Below are 21264 nucleotides of genomic sequence, written 5' to 3'. Positions count from 1 at the left end.
TATATATGAGTGTTATCTCTTAGGGAAAATGAAACTAGTTGATCGTGAGCGCAGAGCATCGATCAAAGGCGCCCCCTTCCACGAAGAATAGAGGAACCCATAACGGATTCCCCTTCCACTCTTACTTATTACAAATCATCAAAGCCGTTCAAATCACTAGTCTTCACGTACTGACGGCTAGTTTGTTCGAAGAAGTCCGTTTTCGTGTCGTCGAAGTTATCGACGTACGCGCGGATCCACTTCATTGGATTCTCTGTGAACTCTGGATAGATTTCGCTCAAGCCGAGCATGCGCAACATTTTGTTCGCGCGATACTTCACGTAGCCTTCCATCTCTTCTAGCTCCAGGCCATCGATTCCTGCTAATACATAGCGGCTCCAGATGACTTCTTGCTCGACGGAGTGGCGGAATTGGTCATAGATCCATTCCGTGAATTCGTCTGTGTTATACTCTGGATTTTCGGCCAAAGCTGCTCGGAAGATATCGCTGATCGCTTTACCGTGCTGCAGTTCGTCACGGTTGATGTACGAAATCATCGTGGATGTGCCAACCATTTTTTGATGGCGCGCTAAGTTATAGAAAAATGCGAAGCCACTGTAGAAGAATAGACCTTCTAATAATGTCGTATACACCATCGCTTTTAGAACTGTTTCGATTGTCGGGTTCTCCGCAAATTCATTGTAGACATCTACAATTCGTTCATTTCGCTTCATTAATACTTCGTCAGTGCGCCCCATTTCAAAGGCTTCCATTTGCTTGTCTAAGTTCGTGACAGATGAAAGTACATACGCGTAGCTATGGTTATGCTCACTTTCCTGGTCGGCAATAGTCGCGAGAATCGACTTGACGGAAGGATCCGTTGTGAAGTCTGCGATTTTCATTGCGATGACAGTTTGTGGACCGTCAAGTGTCGCCAGTAGGCCGATAATTTTTAGGAATGCGGATTGTTCTTCTTGTGTCAGGCTTGAGAACTGCTTGACATCTTGCGTCATGTCGACTTCATTCGCCGTCCAGAAAAGAGAACGGATTCGCTGACGTAATGTATAGAAATGAGGGTGCGCGATGTCGTTCCAGTTTAGGATGCCGCTTGCTTCGCCACCGAAAATAGCTGTTGCCTTATTCGGGTTTGCAGGATTCAGTACTTTTACTCTTGTAAGTGTCGCCAATGTTCGAGCACTCCTTTCGTCCAATTCGTAACCGTTTGTTCTTGTATACCACGCGGACTTTGTTCGATCTTCAGTGGGTCAAAAGGTGAATGATAGAATTTTGCTAGCTTGTCTGCGGCTTTGCAAAATAGATCGTCGCCGCCAAACTGCGTATCCCCTGTGCCAAAGACATAGACGAGCTCGGGTTTGTAACCGACGTCCGCCACGAAGTCTTTTACTTCATCGGGCGTTGCACCTTTTTCCCATGTGAATGAACCGATGCAGAGCGCGTCGTATTCTTTAACGTTTGGGATGACACCGATGCCGATACGATAGGTATCGACTTCGACGCCTTCACTTTGTAAACTTTCCGTAATCAATTCCGCTACTTCCTGAGTGTTGCCACTCCAGGATGCATAGGCGATTAAGAATGACACCACTCGCACTCCTCAATCTCCGCTGCAGTTGAACGCATATAGTACGTGGTTTTCATGCCGGATTTCCATGCCTGCAAGTGTAAATCCAAAATAACAGATGCGCGGATGGAGTTCGGTACATAAATATTGAATGAAATTGACTGATCGATGTGTTGCTGACGCGCGGCGTTTTGCTTGATAGACCAGCGCTGATCCACGATGTAAGCGGAACGACGGTAAATGTCATACGTATTATGATCTAGATCCGGTGCAATAACCGGTAATTTATAGTCTTTCTTTTCTTCATGGTAGAACGGTTTGAATACTGGGTCGATTGACGCTGTTGAACCTGCGATAACCGAAGTTGAACTGTTTGGTGCGACTGCCATCAAGTAGCCGTTCCGCATACCGTTCATTGCCACATCCATGCGCAGTTCACGCCATTTATTCGAATCGTATTCGCGTTGCTCGAAGTATTCGCCCGTTTGCCAATCCGAACCATCGAACAATGGATACGCGCCTTTTTCTTTCGATAATTCCATTGAAGCTTTAATTGTCAAATACGCGATATTTTCATACAGCTCATCTGCAAAATTCACCGCTTCATCCGATTCCCACTGAATATTTTTCAATGCGAGTAAATGGTGCCAGCCAAATGTGCCAAGTCCAATTCCACGGTAGCGCGCATTTGTGCGTTGTGCTTGTACAACTGGGATTTGGTTCTGATCAATGACGTTATCGAGCATACGCACTTGAATGCGGATCAAACGGTCTAGCACGTCTGCTGTAACCGCTCTTCCAAGGTTAATCGATGACAGGTTACATACAACGAAATCGCCTGGCTTCGTGCGTGTGACGACCATATCGTCTTCTAGTGTTACGGATTCATGTGTAGATGCTGACATATTTTGAAGTATTTCTGAGCACAAATTACTAGAATAAATCATGCCTTCATGTTTATTCGGGTTCATACGGTTTACTTCATCACGGTAGAACATGAATGGCGTTCCTGTCTCGAGCTGGCTACGTAGGATACGCTTCATGATTTCAATCGCTGAAACCGTCTCTCTGGATAAATCTTCATTGCGGACACATTCTTCATACTTCTCGCGGAATGTTCCTTTCCCTTTTGTTTCATCATAGAAGTCTTCCAATGAATAGCCCATTTTCGTGCGGACTTCATGTGGATCGAATAAATGCCAGTCTTCGCGGGACTCGACTTTCTCCATGAATAAGTCCGGCAAGCAAACGCCTGTGAAAATGTCATGTGCGCGCAAACGGTCATCACCGTTATTGAGCTTGAGATCAAGGAATGTGAAGATGTCTTGATGCCATACGTCGAGATAAACGGCTACGGCACCTTGACGTTGACCGAGTTGGTCGACACTGACTGCCGTATTGTTCAGCTGTTTGATCCATGGGAGAACACCGCTTGATGCACCTTCGAAGCCACGAATCGATGCACCGCGAGAACGAACTTTCCCCATATAGACACCGATTCCGCCGCCGAATTTCGACAAGTTCGCGATATCAGTGTTGCTGTTGTAAATCCCTTGTAAGGAATCATCCACTGTATCGATAAAGCAACTTGATAGCTGTCCGTGCATCTTGCCTGCATTCGATAATGTAGGTGTCGCAACGGTCATGTACAAGTTGCTCATCGCCCAATATGCTTCGCCGACTTTATGAATGCGGTCTACTGTTTCATCTTGCATTAACGTCATCGCGATAATTAACCAGCGCTCTTGCGGAAGCTCCACTGATTGTTTCTTAAAGTTTACTGTTACATAGCGGTCTACCAATGTTTTCAAGCCGATATATGTGAATAAAAGGTCACGAGAAGGATCGAGTAGCTTGCCGATTTCCTGAAGCTCATCTTGGCTGTATTTCTCTGTCAGAACAGGTGTATATAAACCTTGTTCCACCAAGCGTTCTACATTTTTCGCAAAATCGGTATACACATCCGCTCCACGCAATGCTTTTTGCTTTGCATAGACGTCGAATAAATAAATACGCGCAGCTACAAACGTCCAATACGTGGTCGCTTCATCAATACGGCTTAAAGACTCTAGCACCATCGCATTCGTCCACTCAGTTGCCGAGCTTGCCGGGTGACGCTCCTGGAATTTCTCGCTCGCTTCGATCAACGGTTCGATTTGTTTCTTGCCGAATTCCTCTTGTAAGTTTTCCATCAATAGATTAAGTCCCACAGCTTCTTGAATAATAGCCATTATATCCGCTCCCTTTAGTTAATTAGTTCGGTTATATACTAAATAAAAAAACTCCCAATAAAATCGGGAGTCGTCAATTGACGCTTAGTAGATAGCGGAAAGTTTTAGGCAGACTGAAAAAGACTGCTTTGTGCTTTCACTCTCCAACCCCGAAGAATGTTTTGCTGAGATGACTGGCAGGTCTACTGGCTGGCACATCGCTCTTCCATCTTTCCTTCCCGCCGAAGCAGTGGTTTTACAAGATAGTCGTCCGTGCCCTCAGTTGCGGGGGCAGCTCCGTTCGTGGCGGATTCCCTTTTAAACGTGGTGGGTACCAATTCATCTAATTGCTGTTACACACTATATATAGTGTATTGATTCATATATAACCCTAACATGTTGTGTTCAAACATGCAAAACAAAAATCGAACCGATGTTCAGAATCCTTCTTCTGAACTACGATTCGACTTTTGTTATTCAGTATTTTATAGTATATCAAACTTTTTACTTCTTGACTAAATTGTTTGTGTGAACGTTTTAATTAGATAGTGAAATTAGTGAGGAGAAGGGATTTCCGCTACAGCAGGGGGACGCTTTCCGAAGGGCGTGGCCTGAGCCAAGCGAACAGCGAAGGGTTCGCTTTGCCGTATTTCTGTGTACTTTGCAGAAATTAAGGCACCTGGCCAGGGTCTCAGACTCACGCTGATCCTCCCGGAGTCGCCCCCTGCTTCCGCTACAATCCTACTTTCTAACGTAGACCACCTAGAAAATTCACTGTATTTATTAGTTCCAATTCAAAGTCTTAAGATCAAAATATAAAAAGCCCAATATTATCTATCAATATCACAAACGATCTTCTGCTCTTTCAGCTGTTTCTTCCCAACACTCTGCGCCTTTTAAATCAGGGATGCTAGCTGCTTTGAAGACGGGGTTCCTGCCCGCCTTTCGTTGTTTGGTGAAGTCGTCGAGTACTTTGAAGGCAATTTTGCCCAGGAGTAGTATAACGACTAAGTTAATGATGGCCATTAGTCCCATGAATAAGTCGGCCATGTCCCAGACGACTTGTACTTTTGCAACGGCTCCGAAGTAGACCATAGCGAGTACGAGAACTTGGTAGATTCGTTTCCACAAGACGTTAGCGTTGATAAATTCGATGTTCGTTTCGCCATAGTAGTAGTTACCGATGATGGAACTGAAGGCGAAGAACATGATCGCTACGGCGATGAAGTATGGTGCCCATGCGCCTACGTGTACTTCCATGGATGCTTGCGTCAATAAGATACCGTTTGTTTCGCCTGATTGGTACAAGCCGCCAAGTAAGATAATGAAGGCAGTTGCTGAACAGATGATGATGGTATCGAAAAATACGCCTAATGATTGTACGAGTCCTTGTTTTGCTGGGTGCGATACGTTCGCTGTAGCTGCTGCGTTTGGCACACTACCCATACCTGCTTCATTGGAGAACAGACCTCGGCGTACACCTTGCATCATAGCCATACCGATTCCGCCGCCCATGATTTCTTTAATACCGAATGCGTGCTCGAAGATTAATGCGATCATCGCTGGAACTTCTGTAATGTTCAATATCACAATATACAATGCTACGATAATATAAAATGTTGCCATTATAGGTACGATAGTCTGCGTTACTTTAACAATACGCTGCACACCACCAAAGACAATTACTGCCGTCAGAGCAATGAGTCCAACTCCTACAGCCCAATGTGGAATGCCGAATACGTCTGTGAACGATTGACTGATTGTGTTCGATTGCACTGCGTTAAAGATGAATCCGAAACACATCGTCAGTAAAATCGCAAAGACAATACCAAGTTTCCGCCAGCCTAACGCTTTTTGCATATAATACGCCGGCCCTCCGCGGAAAGTATCGCCGTCTTTCACTTTATACACTTGCGCCAATGTACTTTCAATGAATGCAGTCGCCATACCGATTATAGCGATAACCCACATCCAGAATACCGCGCCGGGCCCACCGATTCCGATCGCAAGGGCTACCCCTGCTACGTTACCTGTCCCTACACGTGACGCGGCACTAATTGTAAATGCTTGGAATGGCGATACCCCGTCGTTGCTATCCTTCTTCTCAACAATCAGACGGAACATCTCACCAAATAAGCGTACTTGTACAAATTTCGTGCGAATTGAGAAATATAAACCTGTTGCCAATAAAAGTCCAATTAAAACATATGTCCAAATGAAATTATTCGCCGGCCCTACAAGCCAGTTGATTGCATCTTGAAACATCTGACCACCTCCTCGTGTATTCTATACCCTACCCGCCTACTTGCTATGCATCGCATAATAAAAAACTATTTTCTACTATCTACTTTGCATGACTATCGACGTTTTGTTTTCCAATAACTCTGCCGCATTTGCCATCAATTCGGCCAACGACTTCTTTCCATCATCCAATGAATGCAATTCGGTGAACCACACAAGAAGCTCTTGACGCGCTGCTTCTTCAATCGCTCCTGAAATGACAATAACCGGAACATCCTCTACCCTCGCAAGCTTTGCAATCCCCATTAATGCCTTGCCTGCAAGCGTCTGCCGATCCGTCTTACCTTCCCCTGTTACAATGAAATCTGCTGAAGAGAGATGCTTTTCGAAATCCATCGCTTCGAGCATGACATCAATTCCACTTTCAAGACGCGCTCCACAATAGGCAATTAATGCACCCGCACTTCCCCCAGCCGCTCCTGCACCGCGTAACGCATGCAATCGCACGCCCATTTGCTTTTCCGTTTCGTCCGCCAAATGTCGTAACCCTTCATCCAGACGCAGGATCATCTCTGCATCCGCTCCTTTTTGCGGACCGAAAACAAACGACGCGCCTTGCTCACCGACAAACGGATTGTCCACATCAGATGCAATGCGAATGTCCGTCTCCAGCAAACGTTTATCCAGTTGCGAGGTATCGATTTCATTGATTAACGGAAGCGTAGCCCCATTCATCCGCAATAGCTGTCCATCAGAGAGGAAACGAACGCCTAGCGCTTCAAGCAAACCCGCTCCCCCATCATTCGTCGCACTCCCGCCAAGTCCAATGATCATTTTCCTGTAACCCATATCCAGCGCATGACGAATTAACTGCCCCGTGCCAAATGTTGACGCTTTCATTGGATCGAGTTCATGCTCCTCAAGCAACAGCAAACCGGACGCCTGTGCCATTTCAATGACCGCTGTCTCACCGTCACCAAGCATACCAAAGCATGCATCTATTGTGCGACCAAGCGGATCTTGCACAGATACGGTTCGCAACGTCCCGCCAGTTGACGCGACAAGGACAGCAAGCGTTCCCTCGCCACCATCCGCGACGGGTAAACGGACTACTTCTGCATGCGGATATACTTTCTTCACGCCACTATACATAGCGTTGGCCGCTTGATCTGCCTGTAAGCTGCCCTTAAATGCATCAGGGGCAATGACAATTTTCACAGCTCACACTCCCTTTATTCGTATTCTAGCAGATTATGCAAGAAAAGTTACCATAAATTATTGGATAGCTACTATATTTTTATACTATAGACTTTCCGCTGGCTATGATGGATGTGGATCCGATCATACTTTAGTGGATAGCGCTCTATGAGACCGTTCAGCCGCTCTATCGGGATGTGTTTCCGCTCATGGGCAACGGGAAGCCGATCATACTTCAGTGGAGTGCGCTCTATGAGGACGTTCATCCGCTCTATCAGCACGCGTTTCCGCTCATGGGCAACCGGAGAAGCCGAGCATACTTCTGCGGGAAGCGCTCTATGAGGACGTCTATCCGCTCTATCAGAATACGTTTCCGCTCATAGTCAACGGGCATCCGATCATACTTCTGCGGAGAACGCTCTATGAGTCTGTTTATCCGCTCTATCGGGGCGCGTTTCCGATCATAGGCAACCGGCATCCGATCATACTTCTGCGGAGAGCGCTCTATGAGTCTGTCTACCCGCTCTATCAGGACACGTTTCCGCTCATAGGCAACCTAAGTCCGATCATACTTCTGCGGAGAACGCTCTATGAGGCTGGCCAGCCGCCCTATCGGAACACATTTCCGCTCATAGTCAACGGGCATCCGATCATACTTCTGAGGAGAACGCTCTATGAGGCTGTCTACCCGCTCTATCGGGACACGTTTTGGCTCATAGTCAACGGAGATCCGATAGTACTTCTGTGGAAAGCGCTCTATGAGGACGTCTATCCGCTCTATCGGAATACGTTTCCGCTCATAGACAACGGGCATCCGAGCATACTTCTGCGGGAAGCGCTCTATGAGGACGTTCAGCCGCTCTATCGGGACACATTTCCGCTCATAGTCAACGAGTATCCGATCATACTGCTGCGGGAAGCGCTCTATGAGGCCGTTCATCCGCTCTATCGGGACACATTTCCGCTCATAGTCAACCGGCATCCGAGCATACTTCTGCGGAGAGCGCTCTATCAGTCTGTCTATCCGCTCTATCGGGACACATTTCCGCTCATAGTCAACCGGCATCCGAGCATACTTCTGCGGAGAGCGCTCTATGAGTCTGTCTACCCGCTCTATCAGGACACGTTTCCGCTCATAGGCAACCTAAGTCCGATCATACTTCTTCGAAAAGCGCTCTATGAGGACGTCTACCCGCTCTATAAGCCCCCAGTTCATCCCCCGTCTAACATCCACACAACAGGTTTTAAATGTTGCACCCTCAGGGAACACTACATACATAAGGAAGGGAGCGGGTGAAATATGGCTGAGTTAAAAGTGAAAAACTGGACGAACCGAAAAAGTTATCAGAAAAGAAATCTATGGGCCGGTATACTATTCGGCCTTGGGTTTGTGGCGTTTTTGGATGAGACACTGTTCCATCAACTGCTGCATTGGCACAAGTTTTATGATAAATCTACCGTGGCGGTTGGCTTGGTGTCGGATGGTTTGTTTCATGCGTTCAGCTGGTTTGCGACGGTGGGCGGTTTGTATTTGGTGGCGGATTTGCGTAGAAGAAATGCGCTATGGCATAAGATGTTCTGGGGTGGCAAGTTACTCGGGGGCGGGGCGTTCCAATTATATGACGGGACCATTCAACACAAGGTCATGCGCATTCATCAGATTCGTTATAACGTGGACATCGTTCCGTATGATATCATTTGGAACGGTTCTGCGATTTTGATGATTGTGATCGGTCTGTTGCTCATCAAGTCCGCGCAACGGGATGCCCGCTCGGCGGAAAGGTTGATGCTTCATGCAACATAATTCATATATCAGTGTAACCGATTGGCTATTTGGGATTTCTGCGGTTCTCGCCATCCTATTATACGGAGTCGCTGTCTTTCATTCCAATCGACAAAGACGTTTGCGAAAATGGCCACGGAGACGGATCGTGTTGTGGGTAGCGGGTGTAGTAGCCTCAGCAAGTGCTGTCGTCGGACCGCTTGCCGACCTGTCACATGATTCTTTCACATGGCATATGTTGGGCCATCTCTTGCTCGGCATGCTCGGCCCCCTTCTGTTGGCGCTCGCCGCTCCCATGACGTTATTGCTGCGGACACTACCCGTTCGGCAGGCACGTAAAGTAACCTACTTGCTAAAAAGCCGACTCGCGGGGTTCTATACACATCCCGTCACTGCATCCATTCTGAACATCGGCGGACTGTGGCTGTTATATACGACGGGGTTGTTTGCGGCCATGCACCACCATCTTTGGCTGCATATCTTGATCCATGTGCACGTGTTCGTTGCGGGATATTTATTTACCATTTCTCTTTTATACATCGATCCTGTATCTCACCGCTATAGTTACCGATACCGCACTGTAGTTTTTATTGTGGCTCTTGCGGGACACGGAATTCTATCAAAATTCCTATATGCCTATCCGCCTGCCGGTGTACCTGTTGAAGAAGCGCGTGTAGGAGCTATGCTTATGTATTACGGAGGCGATGCGGTGGATCTCGTGTTGATCATTCTATTGTTTAGAAGCTGGTATCACTCGGCGAAACGTCAACAGACCAACATTCCATCCACTTCAGACGTTCATGTGTATAAGAGTGAAACGACACAAAACGCACCTGCCAACTACTAGGTGCGTTTTGTCTTCGGTTATACATTTCATTATTCGGCTATCACTGTCATAATGGTCCCTTGGGCTGCGGCACACATCTTCTCTTCTCCATCTTTGACGGAAAAAACATCACAACGGCATACGGCTTGCCGCTTGCCTGCTGATATAACTGTCGCCCGGGCAATTAACTTTTCACCAACAGCGGGCCGTATATAGTTGATTTTGTATTCTGCCGTCAATACGTTAGGGCCCAGAACGGAACCGCCTACAAAGGTCAATGCATTATCAGCTGCATAACCAATGACCCCACCGTGCACAAAGCCATGTTGCTGCAATACATGTTCCGTGATGGGAACTTCCAGAACGACTTCACCTGGTTTAAACTCCATCAATTCAGTACCTAACAGTTTGCTGAAAGATTGGGCTTCCAGTGCTTGCTTTCCGATATGAAACATTTCATTTTGCGTCATATTCTCGTCCTCCCCTTATAAAATGTTGTCCTTCATTTGATTACGATCTCGGTGCAAACAATATGACGGACACACCAATCAGGCAAATACCCGCCCCTATGAAATCGTACAAATCAGGGGTTTTTTTATCAATTCCCCATCCCCATAATACAGATAGAAAAACGAACACTCCTCCATACGCTGCATACACTCTGCCAAAAGACGGGAATGTCTGGAATGTGACCACCACGCCATATACAATTAATGCAACGCCGCCGAATAAGCCAAACATCGCAGATTTACCTTCGCGCAGCCATTGCCAAATCAAATACCCTCCACCGATTTCGGCCAAGCCGGCTAGGAGAAATATCACTACAACTTTCACCATCAGTAAACCTCCATTTAATCACTTCGGATAATCCAGCGTGGACTTTTCATCTGCTTACAGCTGTAGACGCACGCAAGATTATTGCTTGAAAACTAGTCCTAACTATATCATAATCGCAACCTCTTAAAAATCAGGTTGACTACATTCTAAACCCATAGACTTGGCGTGGAGCCAATTAAAAATGACGACTGTACTTTCGTTCATTGCTCGTATGTAAAAAGACTTACCGAAGTTCGATAAGCCGTTCACCACATCTTCCATTATTTCGCCAAAGCGATCTCAATATGTGCTAAATGATGCGCTTCATGCCAAGCCAACTTCGCGATCTTTTTCGCTACTGTAATCTCTCCGTTTACTTGATGAATAAATGTTCGTTGCTGTTGCTCTTCTGTCAGACTATTGCCTAACGCGACAATACGCTCATTGATCCCTTCGAGCATCTTAATGGAAGGCTCCACCGGTAGCTCGGTGTCAGGGAGTACAGCCCACTTCTCTTGATCGAAAGCAGGTGCTGTTGGATGGTCGTCTGTTAACGCAAGCTTTAATCGCTGATACATAGTCAACTGCGAGTCTGCAATATGATGCACCAATTGACGAACTGTCCACGCACCTTCGCGATACGTTTTAGTTAGTTCTTCGTCATTCAATGAATCTACAGTTCCCCTCAATCGAGTTGTATAGCTTTCAATTTCTTGTAACCACTTTCGAATATCTTCCAACGTCACTTGTTCAGGAACGTGTAATTCTCCGATCGGAAATCGATGATCCATTACAAAACCCCCTCTTCATTACCTCATTATCCCATAAATTATCTGATTACTCTATGATTTTCTCAGCACTACTTTTTAAAAACTCTACTACATGTATTGACCCTCACGTTACGTTACACTTTATACTACATAATAAGGAGGTGCTGATAATGAAAATGAAGGTAAAGCAAGTCGCGGAATTAGTCGGTATTAGCGTGCGCACACTTCATCACTACGATGAAATCGGATTGCTGACACCCGAGGAAACCACAGACGCGGGTTATCGCTATTACTCCGAACAGAATCTCGAGACGTTGCAGCAAATACTTTTTTTCAAAGAACTGGACTTTCCTCTGAAAGAAATAAAGGAAATTCTCAGCGATCCGTCATTTGACCGCCAGCAAGCTCTTCAGCTGCATCGAAAACTATTGCTTGAGAAACGCGACCGGATCGATCAAATGGTTGCGACCATCGATAAAACTACACACTATCTAAAAGGAGAGATCGACATGTCCAATGAAGAAAAGTTTAAAGGATTTAATTTCAGTCAAAACCCATATGAAGAAGAAGCGCGGAAATTATGGGGAGCAAAGGCGATCGAACAATCAAACACCGCATTCAAAAATACAGCCGTCGGAGAAAAGATGAATGACATCTACCGGAAATTGGCACAGCTCAAAAACACACCACCTGAATCCACTGAAGCACAAACAGCCATTACAGAATGGTATGAGTTTTTGAATACACATACTGGTCATCACTACACTTTGGAAGCGTTCAAAGGGTTAGGGCATATGTATACAGCAGACGAACGCTTCACGAAAAATATCGATCAATTCGGTACAGGTTTGGCACAATTTATGTGCGAAGCGATGACCATTTTTTCAGATACTCACAAAAAATAAACATCCTCTTGCACGACAGATTGCAATCAATAGAAAAAGAGCTCCCGCTCGACAATGCGGGTAGCCCCATCTAGTTACCGCCTTTTCCGTGTCGCCTTCATAATGTAACTGACGACTATAACAAAAATCAATGCGCCTACAATAGTAGGGACGACATAAAATTCTCCTAACCGCGGGCCCCAGCTACCTAATAAATTGCCGCCAATCCACGCACCTATGATTCCCGTAATCATATTCCCCACAATACCACCTGGGACACTTTTTCCAATGAGTAGACTAGCAAACCAACCAATTACACCGCCAATTATTAAATATAAAAGGATACTCATTTCACACGCCCCTTCAGCTATTTTAAGTGTATTTACTACTCAAATTGCGAACATCATGAAGTGATCGAGTTACATCTTATTAGTAATCTATTCCTTGTTACAGCATAGTATTCATCATAAAAATCCGTGTAGGCGCATGTATGCAAAAAGTACCGCTCATATGTTCCAATCGTCGTGGATGATATAATGTACTACAGTACTAGATATACGCAGTAGGAACTGGAGGTTATAAAAGTATGCGATCCTTTCATTTCAACGGCAGTCGAATAGTGAAAACGAGGATAGCGATCTTTTTGACAGCTATTGTTTTATAGATGAACCCGTTATTACCTTACAGATGGTAAATTACACTATCCACAAACCACGTCCATGGGATTCTTCGTTAATTCCTACACTTCGATTCATTCTCCTCTCTAAACATATGTTCAATTTATGACAGCAAACGCATTAATTCGACAAGATATGACAATTATCACTAGGTCCTGGCTAATCCTTAGTGTAAGTTATGGATAGAAGTTCGCTAGTTCATATACGAAATTTATAGTTTGAGGAGAAATTTATAATGAAGAAAATAGCTTGGATTACGGATACGGCAGCACAAGTAGATGAGGCTTTTATTCAACGACATCATGTATCTGTACTTCCTCTTGGCGTAGTGTTTGAAGATCGATGCTATAGGGAATCACTGGATCTTACAGAAGACGAGTTTTATGATAAATTACGCGCTGCAAAAGGTTCACCTAAAACCTCACAACCTACAATTGGTGAGATGACTACTTTATATGAAAAACTGCAGACAGAAGGATATGACTTTGCGATTGCCGTGCATTTATCTAGTGGACTTTCAGGTACATTTGAAAGCGCTCAATCCGCAGCAAAGATGACAGACTTCCCTGTGTACCCTATTGATTCAAAAATCGGTTCCTTTCCAATGGTCAAAATGATTGAGATGGGGAATGAACTGTTTGCGGAAGGTAAAGGACCAGAAGAAGTCGTGGAAGCCCTTACTGCGATGACTGCAAATTCTAAGTTATCGTTTATCCCAGGTAGTCTAGGCCAATTGCATAAAAGTGGTCGCGTTTCAGGAACACAAGCATTTTTAAGTAATTTGCTGAACATAAAAGTTCTCATTAGTTTTGAGAACGGAAAAGCCGTGATGACGGAAAAAGTGCGGTCCATGAAGCGGGCAAAAAAACATGTTACTTCCCTACTCCGTTCCGATATGGAAAAAGGTTTTGTACCAGAAGTAGCGGTTATTCATTGCCATAATCCACAGGACGCTAACATATGGAAGAACGAGCTACTAAAAGAATTTCCGACATTACATGTTCAAGTCGTTTCACTTAGTGTTTGTGTGGCCGTGCATGCAGGCGAAGGAACGACGGGATTAAGCTGGGTCACCTATTGAATATATAAAGGAACCGAATTCATTGTGAATTCGGTCCTTTCTTTGTTTATAAAACACTAAAACTCGTAACGTGTGCATTCTTCATAACCGATACGATGGGATGAGTCCCTTTTTATACAAGTACGCTACACCATTCAAAAACGAGCTCGGGACTTTCTTCCAAAAGAAATGTTTTTGATAAAATTGGCGATGAGCTTTTTTCAAATCACTCCACTGCCTGCAATCTTTTTGCTGTCTATACCGCGCCACGTCGATCAGTCTGACTTGATCGTCAGGCGTGATCAATATATTTCGCAAATGAATGTCTGACGGATTCAACCCCGCGTCAGATGCTAACGATAAAGCATAGTCGATTTCTTTAATATGTGCGTCTGTAATCAACCGCCCATTTGTCAGGCAATCAAAAAGCGTATCTCCTTCCACGTAATCCATCACTAAATAATTCGTGCCTGCTTCATAAATACGTGGAAAATAATGAATATCCTTGAGTACTAGATAAATCTCAGCCTCTTCCTTCGCAATGTAGACGAAATTTGGAAAGAAAACTTTAATCGCCTTGTTCGAGGATTGAATTCGAAATACAAACGCACTTCTCCCTGTTCCGATAAGCTGCAAAGATGGATGAAAGTCCATTAGACGATTCTTTTGATTCACGACGATCGACTCCACAAGTTCCTGATATATACTCAAAGCGTAACCTCCAATAATTTTAAAAACAAAAAAGAGACATCAAAACCAATTAGTGGATTTGATATCTCTATAAAAATCACAAGAGACCTCACCAAATAATTGGCAAGGTCTCGCAAACAACGTAAGTTGCCAGTAAAGCCGAGGATTCCCATCCTGTATTGACGACTTTTACTGTGATAGCTACTCCCCTTAACGGAAGTGTTCGTATATTAGTATAGGCTCACTATAAATTGAACCGCCTTATATGTCAACTAACTAGGAATGCATAGATATTTATTGACTCACTATGATAAAACAATCGACCTTTCTCATCGTACAGCTTGCCTGCTCAATTTACTTTTCACCACACCGATTAATGCAGGCAGGACAGATAAAAAGATAATTGCAAGCAACACCGTGGAAAAGTTCTCTTTAATAACAGGAATATTGCCGAATAAATACCCTAGCATCGTGCATAGACCTACCCAAAATGCCGCTCCAACGACATTATAGAAAGCAAAGTACCGATAATTCATGCGGCTCGCGCCCGCAACGAACGGAGCGAATGTCCGGACAAACGGCATAAAGCGGGCAATCAAGATAGTTTTTCCACCATGCGTATTAAAGAACGTCTCTGCAGCTCTCATTTTCTCTTGGTTTATCACTTTCCCTAGCCAACTGCCGGGAGAAATCGACATCCCCACTTTACGTCCAATATGGTAGTTCACTGTATCACCAAGGACAGCTGCAACGAAGAAGACCGCGACAAGCCACCAAATATTAAATGCATCTAACGCCGCAAATGCACCACCTGCGAACAGCAAAGAGTCACCAGGTAGAAATGGAAATATCACTACACCGGTTTCAATAAAAACGATTAAAAATAAGATGACGTACGACCAACCGCCAAAAATTTGAATGATATCGACTAGATGCTCATCAATGTGCAAGATAAAGCTGATTAGTCCTTGAATGAGATTCATGTACAGGCTCCTTTTTTGGAAAAATGACTACGACGCGACGCAAGTGAGAATACCAAACGTATACACACGATCTATCTACTTTACGTTTGGCTTAGGGTATTTATCCTTGAAAAGTGCTAAGCCCGTAAAATAAATAGCATCCCTTCCCATTTGAAAGTAAAACAGGAGTTGGATACTAAGCGTTTGCGCCTACTTATGTGGTGTAGTAAATATACCATGGATTCCCGTAAGTTCATCCAACTTATTGTCTTTTCCAACTAATTGAACCCCACACCCGCTACACACGACCACGGTCTACGTATCGGATGACCAGGCTAGCAACGAGCACACCGTATATCAAATGACTTCCTGTCCAGTACAACCATGCCATGCCGTCATCCGCTGCTGGCGGCCGGTCAGTCAGCAAGGTAAGGAAATACAACACACCGCTCCCCGCTGTGTACACAACCACATACGGCCACATATTGTATTGCCATTTGAAAAACTTCAATAGGTAAAACAGTCCCAATACGCTGGCGATACAAAAAACGAAGTGAAAGACGATGCCGAACCAAGCGACATCCGAAAAGACATGAATGATGGGGAAGTAGTCTACATTATACAGTAAAACATACGCTTCATTTCCGGTTACGACCCATACGCCAAACAGGAGTAGCGCCAAAACGGCACCACTGACAATGCCTATGCTAACCAACTGCAAAAACTGCTTCATCTGCTTTCCCTCTTTTCCATAAGGTAGTTGGTTATCTATTCCCTTTGACTTTATGAATAAACGAACCTATTCATCCCGCTCTAGATTCGAAAAGTACGGATAAGCCGATGGATAATTCATCACTTTAAAGAGGTTCTTTGCAGTCATGCTCTCGGGGGTCATACCATCACAAAAAGAGACCTCACCAAAATACTGGTAAGGTCTACGAATAGTTATTCTTTAATAGTATCCACAAGTCGCTTGGCATCTACCATCGACATGCCTTTATACTCCCGCAAGTACTTCACCGTTTTTACGACACCGAGAGTTTTTAATTTTTCCTGTGCAACAGCGATCAATTCATCCTGACTTTCGACGGGACGCAATTTCTGATTCTCTTCCTTCAATACTCTAATTTGTTTGGCTTGCCCTAGGATCAGCAATAAGAATCCTACACTTGCTAAAGCGAGTGCTACAATTAATATACTTTCCGTATTCATAAACAAACCTCCCTAACTAGAGTACATTTCATTTTACTCTCTACCGTAATTCAACATTAACCAGCTACTAGTAAGATGTAATACATAGCCGATGCAAATCGTTCACGAGCATGTCAACATGTTCTTTCTTAGTAGACCAACTTGTGCAAAAACGAACCGCACTATGAGTTGCATCGACCTTTTCCCAGAAAGTGAATGAATACTTTTTACTCAGCTCTGTCATGACATACTCTGGCAAGATCGGAAATTGCTGATTAGTTGTCGAATCAAAACGTAATGCAAACCCGTTCTCCACAAATGCTTGTCGAAGGATCAACGCCATTTCCACAGCATGTTTCGAGACTTCATAGTACAAACCATCTTCGAACAACGTTTCAAACTGGATGCCTAACAGTCTTCCTTTAGCGAGCAAGCCGCCTCTTTGTTTGATAAAATATCGAAAATCCTTTTTCAATGAATCATTGGTAATGACGACCGCTTCACCAAATAACGCACCTATTTTCGTTCCACCAATATAGAATACATCACATAGTCGTGCATAATCTGCTAACGTGATGTCATTATCAACCGAAGCCAACCCATACCCAAGTCGGGCACCGTCCAGTACTAATGGCAACTCGCATTCCCCACATACTTCACTCAAAGCTTCCAATTCTGCTTTAGTATAAGTCGTTCCATTTTCTGTAGGGTTTGATATATATACGAGGCCTGGTTGTACACTATGCTCAGGGCTCGCGTCATTCCAGTGAGCATCCACTAACTCTTTCACTTGCTCCGCTGTAATTTTCCCGTCCTCGCTAGGTACAGTAAGCACTTTATGTCCAGTAGATTCAATAGCGCCCGTTTCATGCGTTGCAATATGTCCACTCTCGGCAGCGACTGCACCTTGGTACGGACGTAAAATCGACGCGATGATCGTAGTATTTGTTTGAGTGCCTCCTACTAAAAAGTGAACATCTGCCTCTTTCGCTTCACACTCTTTACGAATATACTCTCTAGCTTTCTCGCAGTGTTCATCCATACCGTATCCCGGCGTTTGTTCTTCATTTGTTTCGATCAATCGTTGCAGAATTCGCGTATGCGCGCCTTCCGTATAATCATTTTCAAATCGTATCATAGTTGTCCATCTCCAAATATGCCTGATTTTTTCTGCAAGTATACCATAGAATGATGGATTTTTGTTACATATTACATTGTTCTTTCAATGACGAATTTTCCGATTTTTATTCCACGAACAGCTGTTGCATTTCACTGTCTTCATGTAACTTTTCTTGAATGAAGGCATCCAATTCTTCTTTATTCGTAAAGTCGTTTAACTCTTTACCATACCAGTCCTGCAATTCCGATTTGTTGATTTCATAGGTGTAGTTCCCAAAATCAAAATCCACCCACTCCACATTATCGATGAGCGTGAATAAATAGCTTGCATTATAAACCGCTGTCTCTTTATAATCCCTTTCTCCCATCGCCGCATCCATATTTTCATACTGGATCGTCATACCATACGGTTCTGTTTTGGTTTCAAGCGAAACTTCTTCAAACTGCTCAGCGTAACGCAGTTGCTCGATTATATGAATTACTGCACTGTTATCGCCAATAAATGATCCTTTGTATTGGAATACATCTTCACTTGGCTGATCGGTAGTGGAACTGCAACCAGTTAAGAAAAGTATTAGTATTAATGAATACAAAAAGTATTTTGTGGGGTTTTTCATGGTATTCTCCTTTACTAAGAAGATTGCTTATATCGCTCAACGATCAAGACGATCAACGTTAGTTGGTTTTTACGTTATTTGCTTACGTTTAGTGCGCAAAGTCGAGATAGTGGTTGGAACCCGTTGATCTGCGCTGCAGCCGGACGCGTGTCTTATGGGTGGGCAGTGAACCACACCACTCGCTAGGTGTTTCACCTGTCAATGCAAAGATGTGCTCCTTCCCGCTACGCTTCACTCGCAAAAGCCGTTCTTCGTTACGGCTCTCGCTGATCCTCCCAGAGTCGCCGGCTGTAGCGAAGATCAACTAAGTGTTGGCTTATGACCTTATTAATTAAACGCCCCCGATTACTGAATGATTTAAATAACTTCAAAAAACAATAGTGTTACCAGAATAGAAACAACCAAAATCGTTGACAAAACTCTACCTGCTTTTGCTCCCCAATCACTTTTGAATTTATACCCAATAATTAAGGCTGATATATAAAAAGCAAGAGAATAAAATACTGTATTATGCAAACCCGTATTACCGTTTGACCAAGGTTTTACACTCATAAAACGCAAAATATAATCGCCAATAGCATCGTATTTTCCAAAAGAGACAGAAAATAATATACCCAATATAAATAACAATAACGACAATGATCCCAATCCAAACTTTTTATGAGTTTTAACATTTTCAATACTATTGTTAACCACTAGATTCACCCACTTTTTTATTTCAATTAATCATAATCTGGCCCTATTGTTTAACTGTGAACCTAATCTTATTTTTCTATTAGTATAGCAGAATTATCCAGTTTTTAAAAAAAGCAAATGACACCGCTATATCCAGTTCCACTTAGTGTTCTAATCGGATATTAATTCGATCAAAAAAATCCCGCAGTAGACGATGCTGTCTCCTGCGGGATTTTTTAAACTTAAGCTTCTACTGTTTGTTTTTCAAGTGATTCATTATACATATCCGTGTCAAGTTCACCCGTCACGCGGGCTGCCGTGACACCTGCCGTCATCGAGCCACTTACGTTTACGGCAGTACGGCCCATGTCAATCAATGGTTCAACAGAAATCAATAACCCCGCGAGTGCGACAGGAAGATTTAGTGCCGATAAGACAAGAATGGCGGCAAATGTCGCGCCTCCCCCAACCCCAGCTACACCAAATGAGCTAACTGCTACGATTGCAATTAATGTGACTAAAAATGTTGGGTCAAGTGGATTTTGACCTACTGATGGAGCAATCATGACAGCGAGCATCGCTGGATAAATCCCTGCACAGCCATTTTGCCCGATGGATAAACCAAATGAACCAGAAAAGTTTGCGATCCCTTCAGGTACACCTAAGCGGTTTGTTTGTGCATGAATCGTTAACGGTAATGTGCCCGCACTTGAGCGTGATGTGAAAGCAAATATCAACGCTTCTCCTGCTTTTTTCACATACGTCACTGGGTTTAATCCCGATAGAGTAATAATGAGCAAGTGAACACCGAACATCACCACTAAGGCGACATAAGAAGCGAGGACAAACTTCCCGAGACTGTAAATTGCCATAAAGTCAGACGTCGCGACCGTTCGAGCGATAATCGCCAAAATACCATATGGCGTCAAACGCAGAACGATTCGTACAACACCCATGATCAATGCGTAAATCGCATCAATTCCTTTTTTCACTGTGACCGCATTTTCTTCATCTCTTCTTGTAATCGCTAAGTAGGCAAACCCAAGGAACGCCGCAAAAATAACGACCCCAATGGTTGAAGTTGGACGTGCCCCTGTGAAATCTAGGAAAGGATTAGCAGGTAGTAAATCAATGAGTTTGTCAGGCAACGAAAGATCAGCTACAGTTTCGTAGTTTTCTTCTATAGAAAGCCCACGTGCCGCTTCTGCTTCTCCTTGTACAATTTCAGATGCGTCCAGTCCAAATAGAAGCGTTACTGAAATTCCCACAATCGCGGCAATCGCGGTTGTACCCACGAGCATACCTAAAATCGTAGCCGCTATCTTCCCAAAGTTTTTTCCAATGGTCACTTTCGTAAAGGCTGCCAATATGGAAATAAATACAAGCGGCATCACGATCATTTGCAGTAATTTAACATAGCCGCCACCTATTAGGTTAAACCATGGCATCGACTGCTTGAGGATCTCAGATTCTGTTCCATATGCGAAATGTAATATAAGTCCGTAGCCAATCCCGAGTCCAAGCCCCGTAAAAACGCGTTTTGAAAATGAAACCTTTTTACGATTCATTCTATATAACAAGCCTACGAGCAACAATAGACCCGCAATGTTCACAATAAGTAAAAAAGTATTCATCTTTCCATCTCCTTCTATTTTTATATTATTGTAGATTTTGATATAGATTACACTTTATCCCCTTAATCCCTATTCGTCAAGTATGATTTTAAATAATCTAACATTAGCCAAACTGTTACGCTATTAACTTACACCGAATACTGTAATAAAAAGGGAATATCGACTAAGTTAAATAGAGTCGGTATTCCCTTGAACTTTATGGAATTGTCATGAATGTCTCTCCCACTACAAATACTGAATCATAATCGACATAGTTACCGCTACTTGATTGGAACCTGAGCAGTTTAGCGGTAACAATAAAAAAGTGACTGGCGCTAGTCATCGCATCAGTCACTTAAAATAAAGCTATTT

The 21264-nt window shown here is 43.9% G+C and carries 22 protein-coding genes and 1 riboswitch; of the genes, 4 read left to right on the top strand and 18 right to left on the bottom strand.

Translation table 11 applies throughout. From position 1 onward, the window contains the following. Positions 1-128: 128 nt before the first annotated feature. The 6 genes from SporoP8_RS11360 to SporoP8_RS11335 form a co-directional block, all read right to left on the bottom strand. Complete coding sequence (locus SporoP8_RS11360; protein WP_085132599.1) at positions 129-1166, bottom strand: ribonucleotide-diphosphate reductase subunit beta; 1038 nt, start codon at positions 1164-1166, stop codon at positions 129-131. Then, positions 1145-1582, bottom strand: coding sequence for a flavodoxin (locus SporoP8_RS11355; RefSeq protein ID WP_099626920.1), 438 nt, complete (start codon positions 1580-1582; stop codon positions 1145-1147). The genes SporoP8_RS11360 and SporoP8_RS11355 overlap by 22 nt, the downstream gene beginning before the upstream one ends. After that, positions 1570-3792, bottom strand: a complete 2223-nt coding sequence (locus tag SporoP8_RS11350; RefSeq protein ID WP_085132597.1) for a ribonucleoside-diphosphate reductase subunit alpha — start codon at positions 3790-3792, stop codon at positions 1570-1572. The genes SporoP8_RS11355 and SporoP8_RS11350 overlap by 13 nt, the downstream gene beginning before the upstream one ends. Before the next feature lie 157 nt (positions 3793-3949). Beyond that, positions 3950-4125, bottom strand: a riboswitch (cobalamin riboswitch). Positions 4126-4614: 489 nt separating this feature from the next. Then, positions 4615-6036 (bottom strand): alanine/glycine:cation symporter family protein, encoded by a 1422-nt coding sequence (locus SporoP8_RS11345; RefSeq protein ID WP_085132596.1) that lies wholly within the window; start codon positions 6034-6036, stop codon positions 4615-4617. Between the two features lie 75 nt (positions 6037-6111). Beyond that, a complete protein-coding gene (locus SporoP8_RS11340) occupies positions 6112-7230 on the bottom strand; it encodes a glycerate kinase (RefSeq protein ID WP_085132595.1) in 1119 nt (372 codons plus the stop codon). Positions 7231-7765: 535 nt separating this feature from the next. Continuing rightward, positions 7766-8275, bottom strand: a complete 510-nt coding sequence (locus SporoP8_RS11335; RefSeq protein ID WP_085132594.1) for a hypothetical protein — start codon at positions 8273-8275, stop codon at positions 7766-7768. A 234-nt stretch (positions 8276-8509) separates the two neighbouring features. Here SporoP8_RS11335 and SporoP8_RS11330 point away from each other — a divergent pair, with 234 nt between their 5' ends. Together SporoP8_RS11330 and SporoP8_RS11325 are read left to right on the top strand one after the other, a co-directional pair. Further along, positions 8510-9013: a DUF2243 domain-containing protein gene (locus SporoP8_RS11330; RefSeq protein WP_085132593.1), complete on the top strand. Its 504-nt coding sequence runs from the start codon at positions 8510-8512 to the stop codon at positions 9011-9013. After that, positions 9003-9839 carry a cytochrome c oxidase assembly protein gene (locus SporoP8_RS11325; RefSeq protein WP_085132592.1) on the top strand — a complete coding sequence of 279 codons (837 nt, stop codon included), beginning with the start codon at positions 9003-9005 and terminating at the stop codon, positions 9837-9839. The genes SporoP8_RS11330 and SporoP8_RS11325 overlap by 11 nt, the downstream gene beginning before the upstream one ends. Before the next feature lie 29 nt (positions 9840-9868). On the opposite strand, the gene SporoP8_RS11320 is transcribed toward SporoP8_RS11325, so the two are convergent. The 3 genes from SporoP8_RS11320 to SporoP8_RS11310 all read right to left on the bottom strand — a co-directional run bounded on the left by SporoP8_RS11320 (position 9869) and on the right by SporoP8_RS11310 (position 11425). Continuing rightward, positions 9869-10288, bottom strand: a complete 420-nt coding sequence (locus SporoP8_RS11320) for a PaaI family thioesterase (protein WP_085132591.1) — start codon at positions 10286-10288, stop codon at positions 9869-9871. A gap of 40 nt (positions 10289-10328) precedes the next feature. Beyond that, on the bottom strand, positions 10329-10655 hold the full coding sequence (locus tag SporoP8_RS11315; RefSeq protein ID WP_085132590.1) for a YnfA family protein: 327 nt from the start codon (positions 10653-10655) through the stop codon (positions 10329-10331). Positions 10656-10915: 260 nt separating this feature from the next. Continuing rightward, entirely contained in the window at positions 10916-11425 is a 510-nt protein-coding gene (locus SporoP8_RS11310) for a YfiT family bacillithiol transferase (protein ID WP_085132589.1), read from the bottom strand. 149 nt (positions 11426-11574) lie between these two features. On the opposite strand from SporoP8_RS11310, the gene SporoP8_RS11305 reads away from it, so the two are divergent. After that, positions 11575-12309 (top strand): MerR family transcriptional regulator, encoded by a 735-nt coding sequence (locus SporoP8_RS11305; RefSeq protein ID WP_085132588.1) that lies wholly within the window; start codon positions 11575-11577, stop codon positions 12307-12309. Between the two features lie 74 nt (positions 12310-12383). Here the strand turns inward: SporoP8_RS11305 and SporoP8_RS11300 are convergent, their stop codons facing one another. Continuing rightward, complete coding sequence (locus SporoP8_RS11300; RefSeq protein WP_085132587.1) at positions 12384-12638, bottom strand: GlsB/YeaQ/YmgE family stress response membrane protein; 255 nt, start codon at positions 12636-12638, stop codon at positions 12384-12386. Between the two features lie 562 nt (positions 12639-13200). Here SporoP8_RS11300 and SporoP8_RS11295 point away from each other — a divergent pair. After that, positions 13201-14046, top strand: a complete 846-nt coding sequence (locus tag SporoP8_RS11295) for a DegV family protein (protein ID WP_085132586.1) — start codon at positions 13201-13203, stop codon at positions 14044-14046. 81 nt (positions 14047-14127) lie between these two features. Here the strand turns inward: SporoP8_RS11295 and SporoP8_RS11290 are convergent, their stop codons facing one another. The 8 genes from SporoP8_RS11290 to SporoP8_RS11255 all read right to left on the bottom strand — a co-directional run bounded on the left by SporoP8_RS11290 (position 14128) and on the right by SporoP8_RS11255 (position 20913). Further along, positions 14128-14736, bottom strand: a complete 609-nt coding sequence (locus SporoP8_RS11290) for a protein kinase family protein (protein ID WP_157111255.1) — start codon at positions 14734-14736, stop codon at positions 14128-14130. 308 nt (positions 14737-15044) lie between these two features. Next, the gene (locus tag SporoP8_RS11285; protein WP_085132585.1) at positions 15045-15698 is read right to left on the bottom strand and encodes a VTT domain-containing protein; all 654 of its coding nucleotides are present in this window, start codon (positions 15696-15698) and stop codon (positions 15045-15047) included. 277 nt (positions 15699-15975) lie between these two features. Beyond that, on the bottom strand, positions 15976-16410 hold the full coding sequence (locus SporoP8_RS11280) for a hypothetical protein (RefSeq protein WP_085132584.1): 435 nt from the start codon (positions 16408-16410) through the stop codon (positions 15976-15978). A 212-nt stretch (positions 16411-16622) separates the two neighbouring features. Continuing rightward, positions 16623-16889 (bottom strand): hypothetical protein, encoded by a 267-nt coding sequence (locus tag SporoP8_RS11275; RefSeq protein WP_085132583.1) that lies wholly within the window; start codon positions 16887-16889, stop codon positions 16623-16625. 67 nt (positions 16890-16956) lie between these two features. Continuing rightward, a complete protein-coding gene (locus SporoP8_RS11270; protein WP_085132582.1) occupies positions 16957-18006 on the bottom strand; it encodes a threonine aldolase family protein in 1050 nt (349 codons plus the stop codon). Positions 18007-18112: 106 nt separating this feature from the next. Next, positions 18113-18604, bottom strand: coding sequence for a DUF4825 domain-containing protein (locus SporoP8_RS11265; protein ID WP_085132581.1), 492 nt, complete (start codon positions 18602-18604; stop codon positions 18113-18115). A 357-nt stretch (positions 18605-18961) separates the two neighbouring features. Next, positions 18962-19300, bottom strand: coding sequence for a hypothetical protein (locus SporoP8_RS11260; RefSeq protein ID WP_085132580.1), 339 nt, complete (start codon positions 19298-19300; stop codon positions 18962-18964). A 221-nt stretch (positions 19301-19521) separates the two neighbouring features. Beyond that, the gene (locus SporoP8_RS11255; protein WP_085132579.1) at positions 19522-20913 is read right to left on the bottom strand and encodes an L-cystine transporter; all 1392 of its coding nucleotides are present in this window, start codon (positions 20911-20913) and stop codon (positions 19522-19524) included. Positions 20914-21264: the final 351 nt, after the last annotated feature.

This window comes from Sporosarcina ureae (genome assembly GCF_002101375.1).
Classification (GTDB): Bacteria; Bacillota; Bacilli; order Bacillales_A; family Planococcaceae; genus Sporosarcina; species Sporosarcina ureae_B.
Note: the sequence above shows the minus strand (reverse complement) of the source record. Positions and strands in the feature narration are given on the sequence as shown.

Bases quoted from the DNA above. Each gene is read 5' to 3' on its own strand.
- SporoP8_RS11310 (WP_085132589.1), bottom strand. From the start codon at position 11,425: ATGGATCATCGATTTCCGATCGGAGAATTACACGTTCCTGAACAAGTG.
- SporoP8_RS11350 (WP_085132597.1), bottom strand. From the start codon at position 3,792: ATGGCTATTATTCAAGAAGCTGTGGGACTTAATCTATTGATGGAAAAC.
- SporoP8_RS11265 (WP_085132581.1), bottom strand. From the start codon at position 18,604: ATGAAAAACCCCACAAAATACTTTTTGTATTCATTAATACTAATACTT.
- SporoP8_RS11300 (WP_085132587.1), bottom strand. From the start codon at position 12,638: ATGAGTATCCTTTTATATTTAATAATTGGCGGTGTAATTGGTTGGTTT.
- SporoP8_RS11275 (WP_085132583.1), bottom strand. From the start codon at position 16,889: ATGAATACGGAAAGTATATTAATTGTAGCACTCGCTTTAGCAAGTGTA.
- SporoP8_RS11305 (WP_085132588.1), top strand. From the start codon at position 11,575: ATGAAAATGAAGGTAAAGCAAGTCGCGGAATTAGTCGGTATTAGCGTG.
- SporoP8_RS11325 (WP_085132592.1), top strand. From the start codon at position 9,003: ATGCAACATAATTCATATATCAGTGTAACCGATTGGCTATTTGGGATT.
- SporoP8_RS11285 (WP_085132585.1), bottom strand. From the start codon at position 15,698: ATGAATCTCATTCAAGGACTAATCAGCTTTATCTTGCACATTGATGAG.
- SporoP8_RS11335 (WP_085132594.1), bottom strand. From the start codon at position 8,275: ATGCCGGTTGACTATGAGCGGAAATGTGTCCCGATAGAGCGGATAGAC.
- SporoP8_RS11330 (WP_085132593.1), top strand. From the start codon at position 8,510: ATGGCTGAGTTAAAAGTGAAAAACTGGACGAACCGAAAAAGTTATCAG.
- SporoP8_RS11345 (WP_085132596.1), bottom strand. From the start codon at position 6,036: ATGTTTCAAGATGCAATCAACTGGCTTGTAGGGCCGGCGAATAATTTC.
- SporoP8_RS11315 (WP_085132590.1), bottom strand. From the start codon at position 10,655: ATGGTGAAAGTTGTAGTGATATTTCTCCTAGCCGGCTTGGCCGAAATC.
- SporoP8_RS11280 (WP_085132584.1), bottom strand. From the start codon at position 16,410: ATGAAGCAGTTTTTGCAGTTGGTTAGCATAGGCATTGTCAGTGGTGCC.
- SporoP8_RS11270 (WP_085132582.1), bottom strand. From the start codon at position 18,006: ATGATACGATTTGAAAATGATTATACGGAAGGCGCGCATACGCGAATT.
- SporoP8_RS11320 (WP_085132591.1), bottom strand. From the start codon at position 10,288: ATGACGCAAAATGAAATGTTTCATATCGGAAAGCAAGCACTGGAAGCC.
- SporoP8_RS11255 (WP_085132579.1), bottom strand. From the start codon at position 20,913: ATGAATACTTTTTTACTTATTGTGAACATTGCGGGTCTATTGTTGCTC.
- SporoP8_RS11295 (WP_085132586.1), top strand. From the start codon at position 13,201: ATGAAGAAAATAGCTTGGATTACGGATACGGCAGCACAAGTAGATGAG.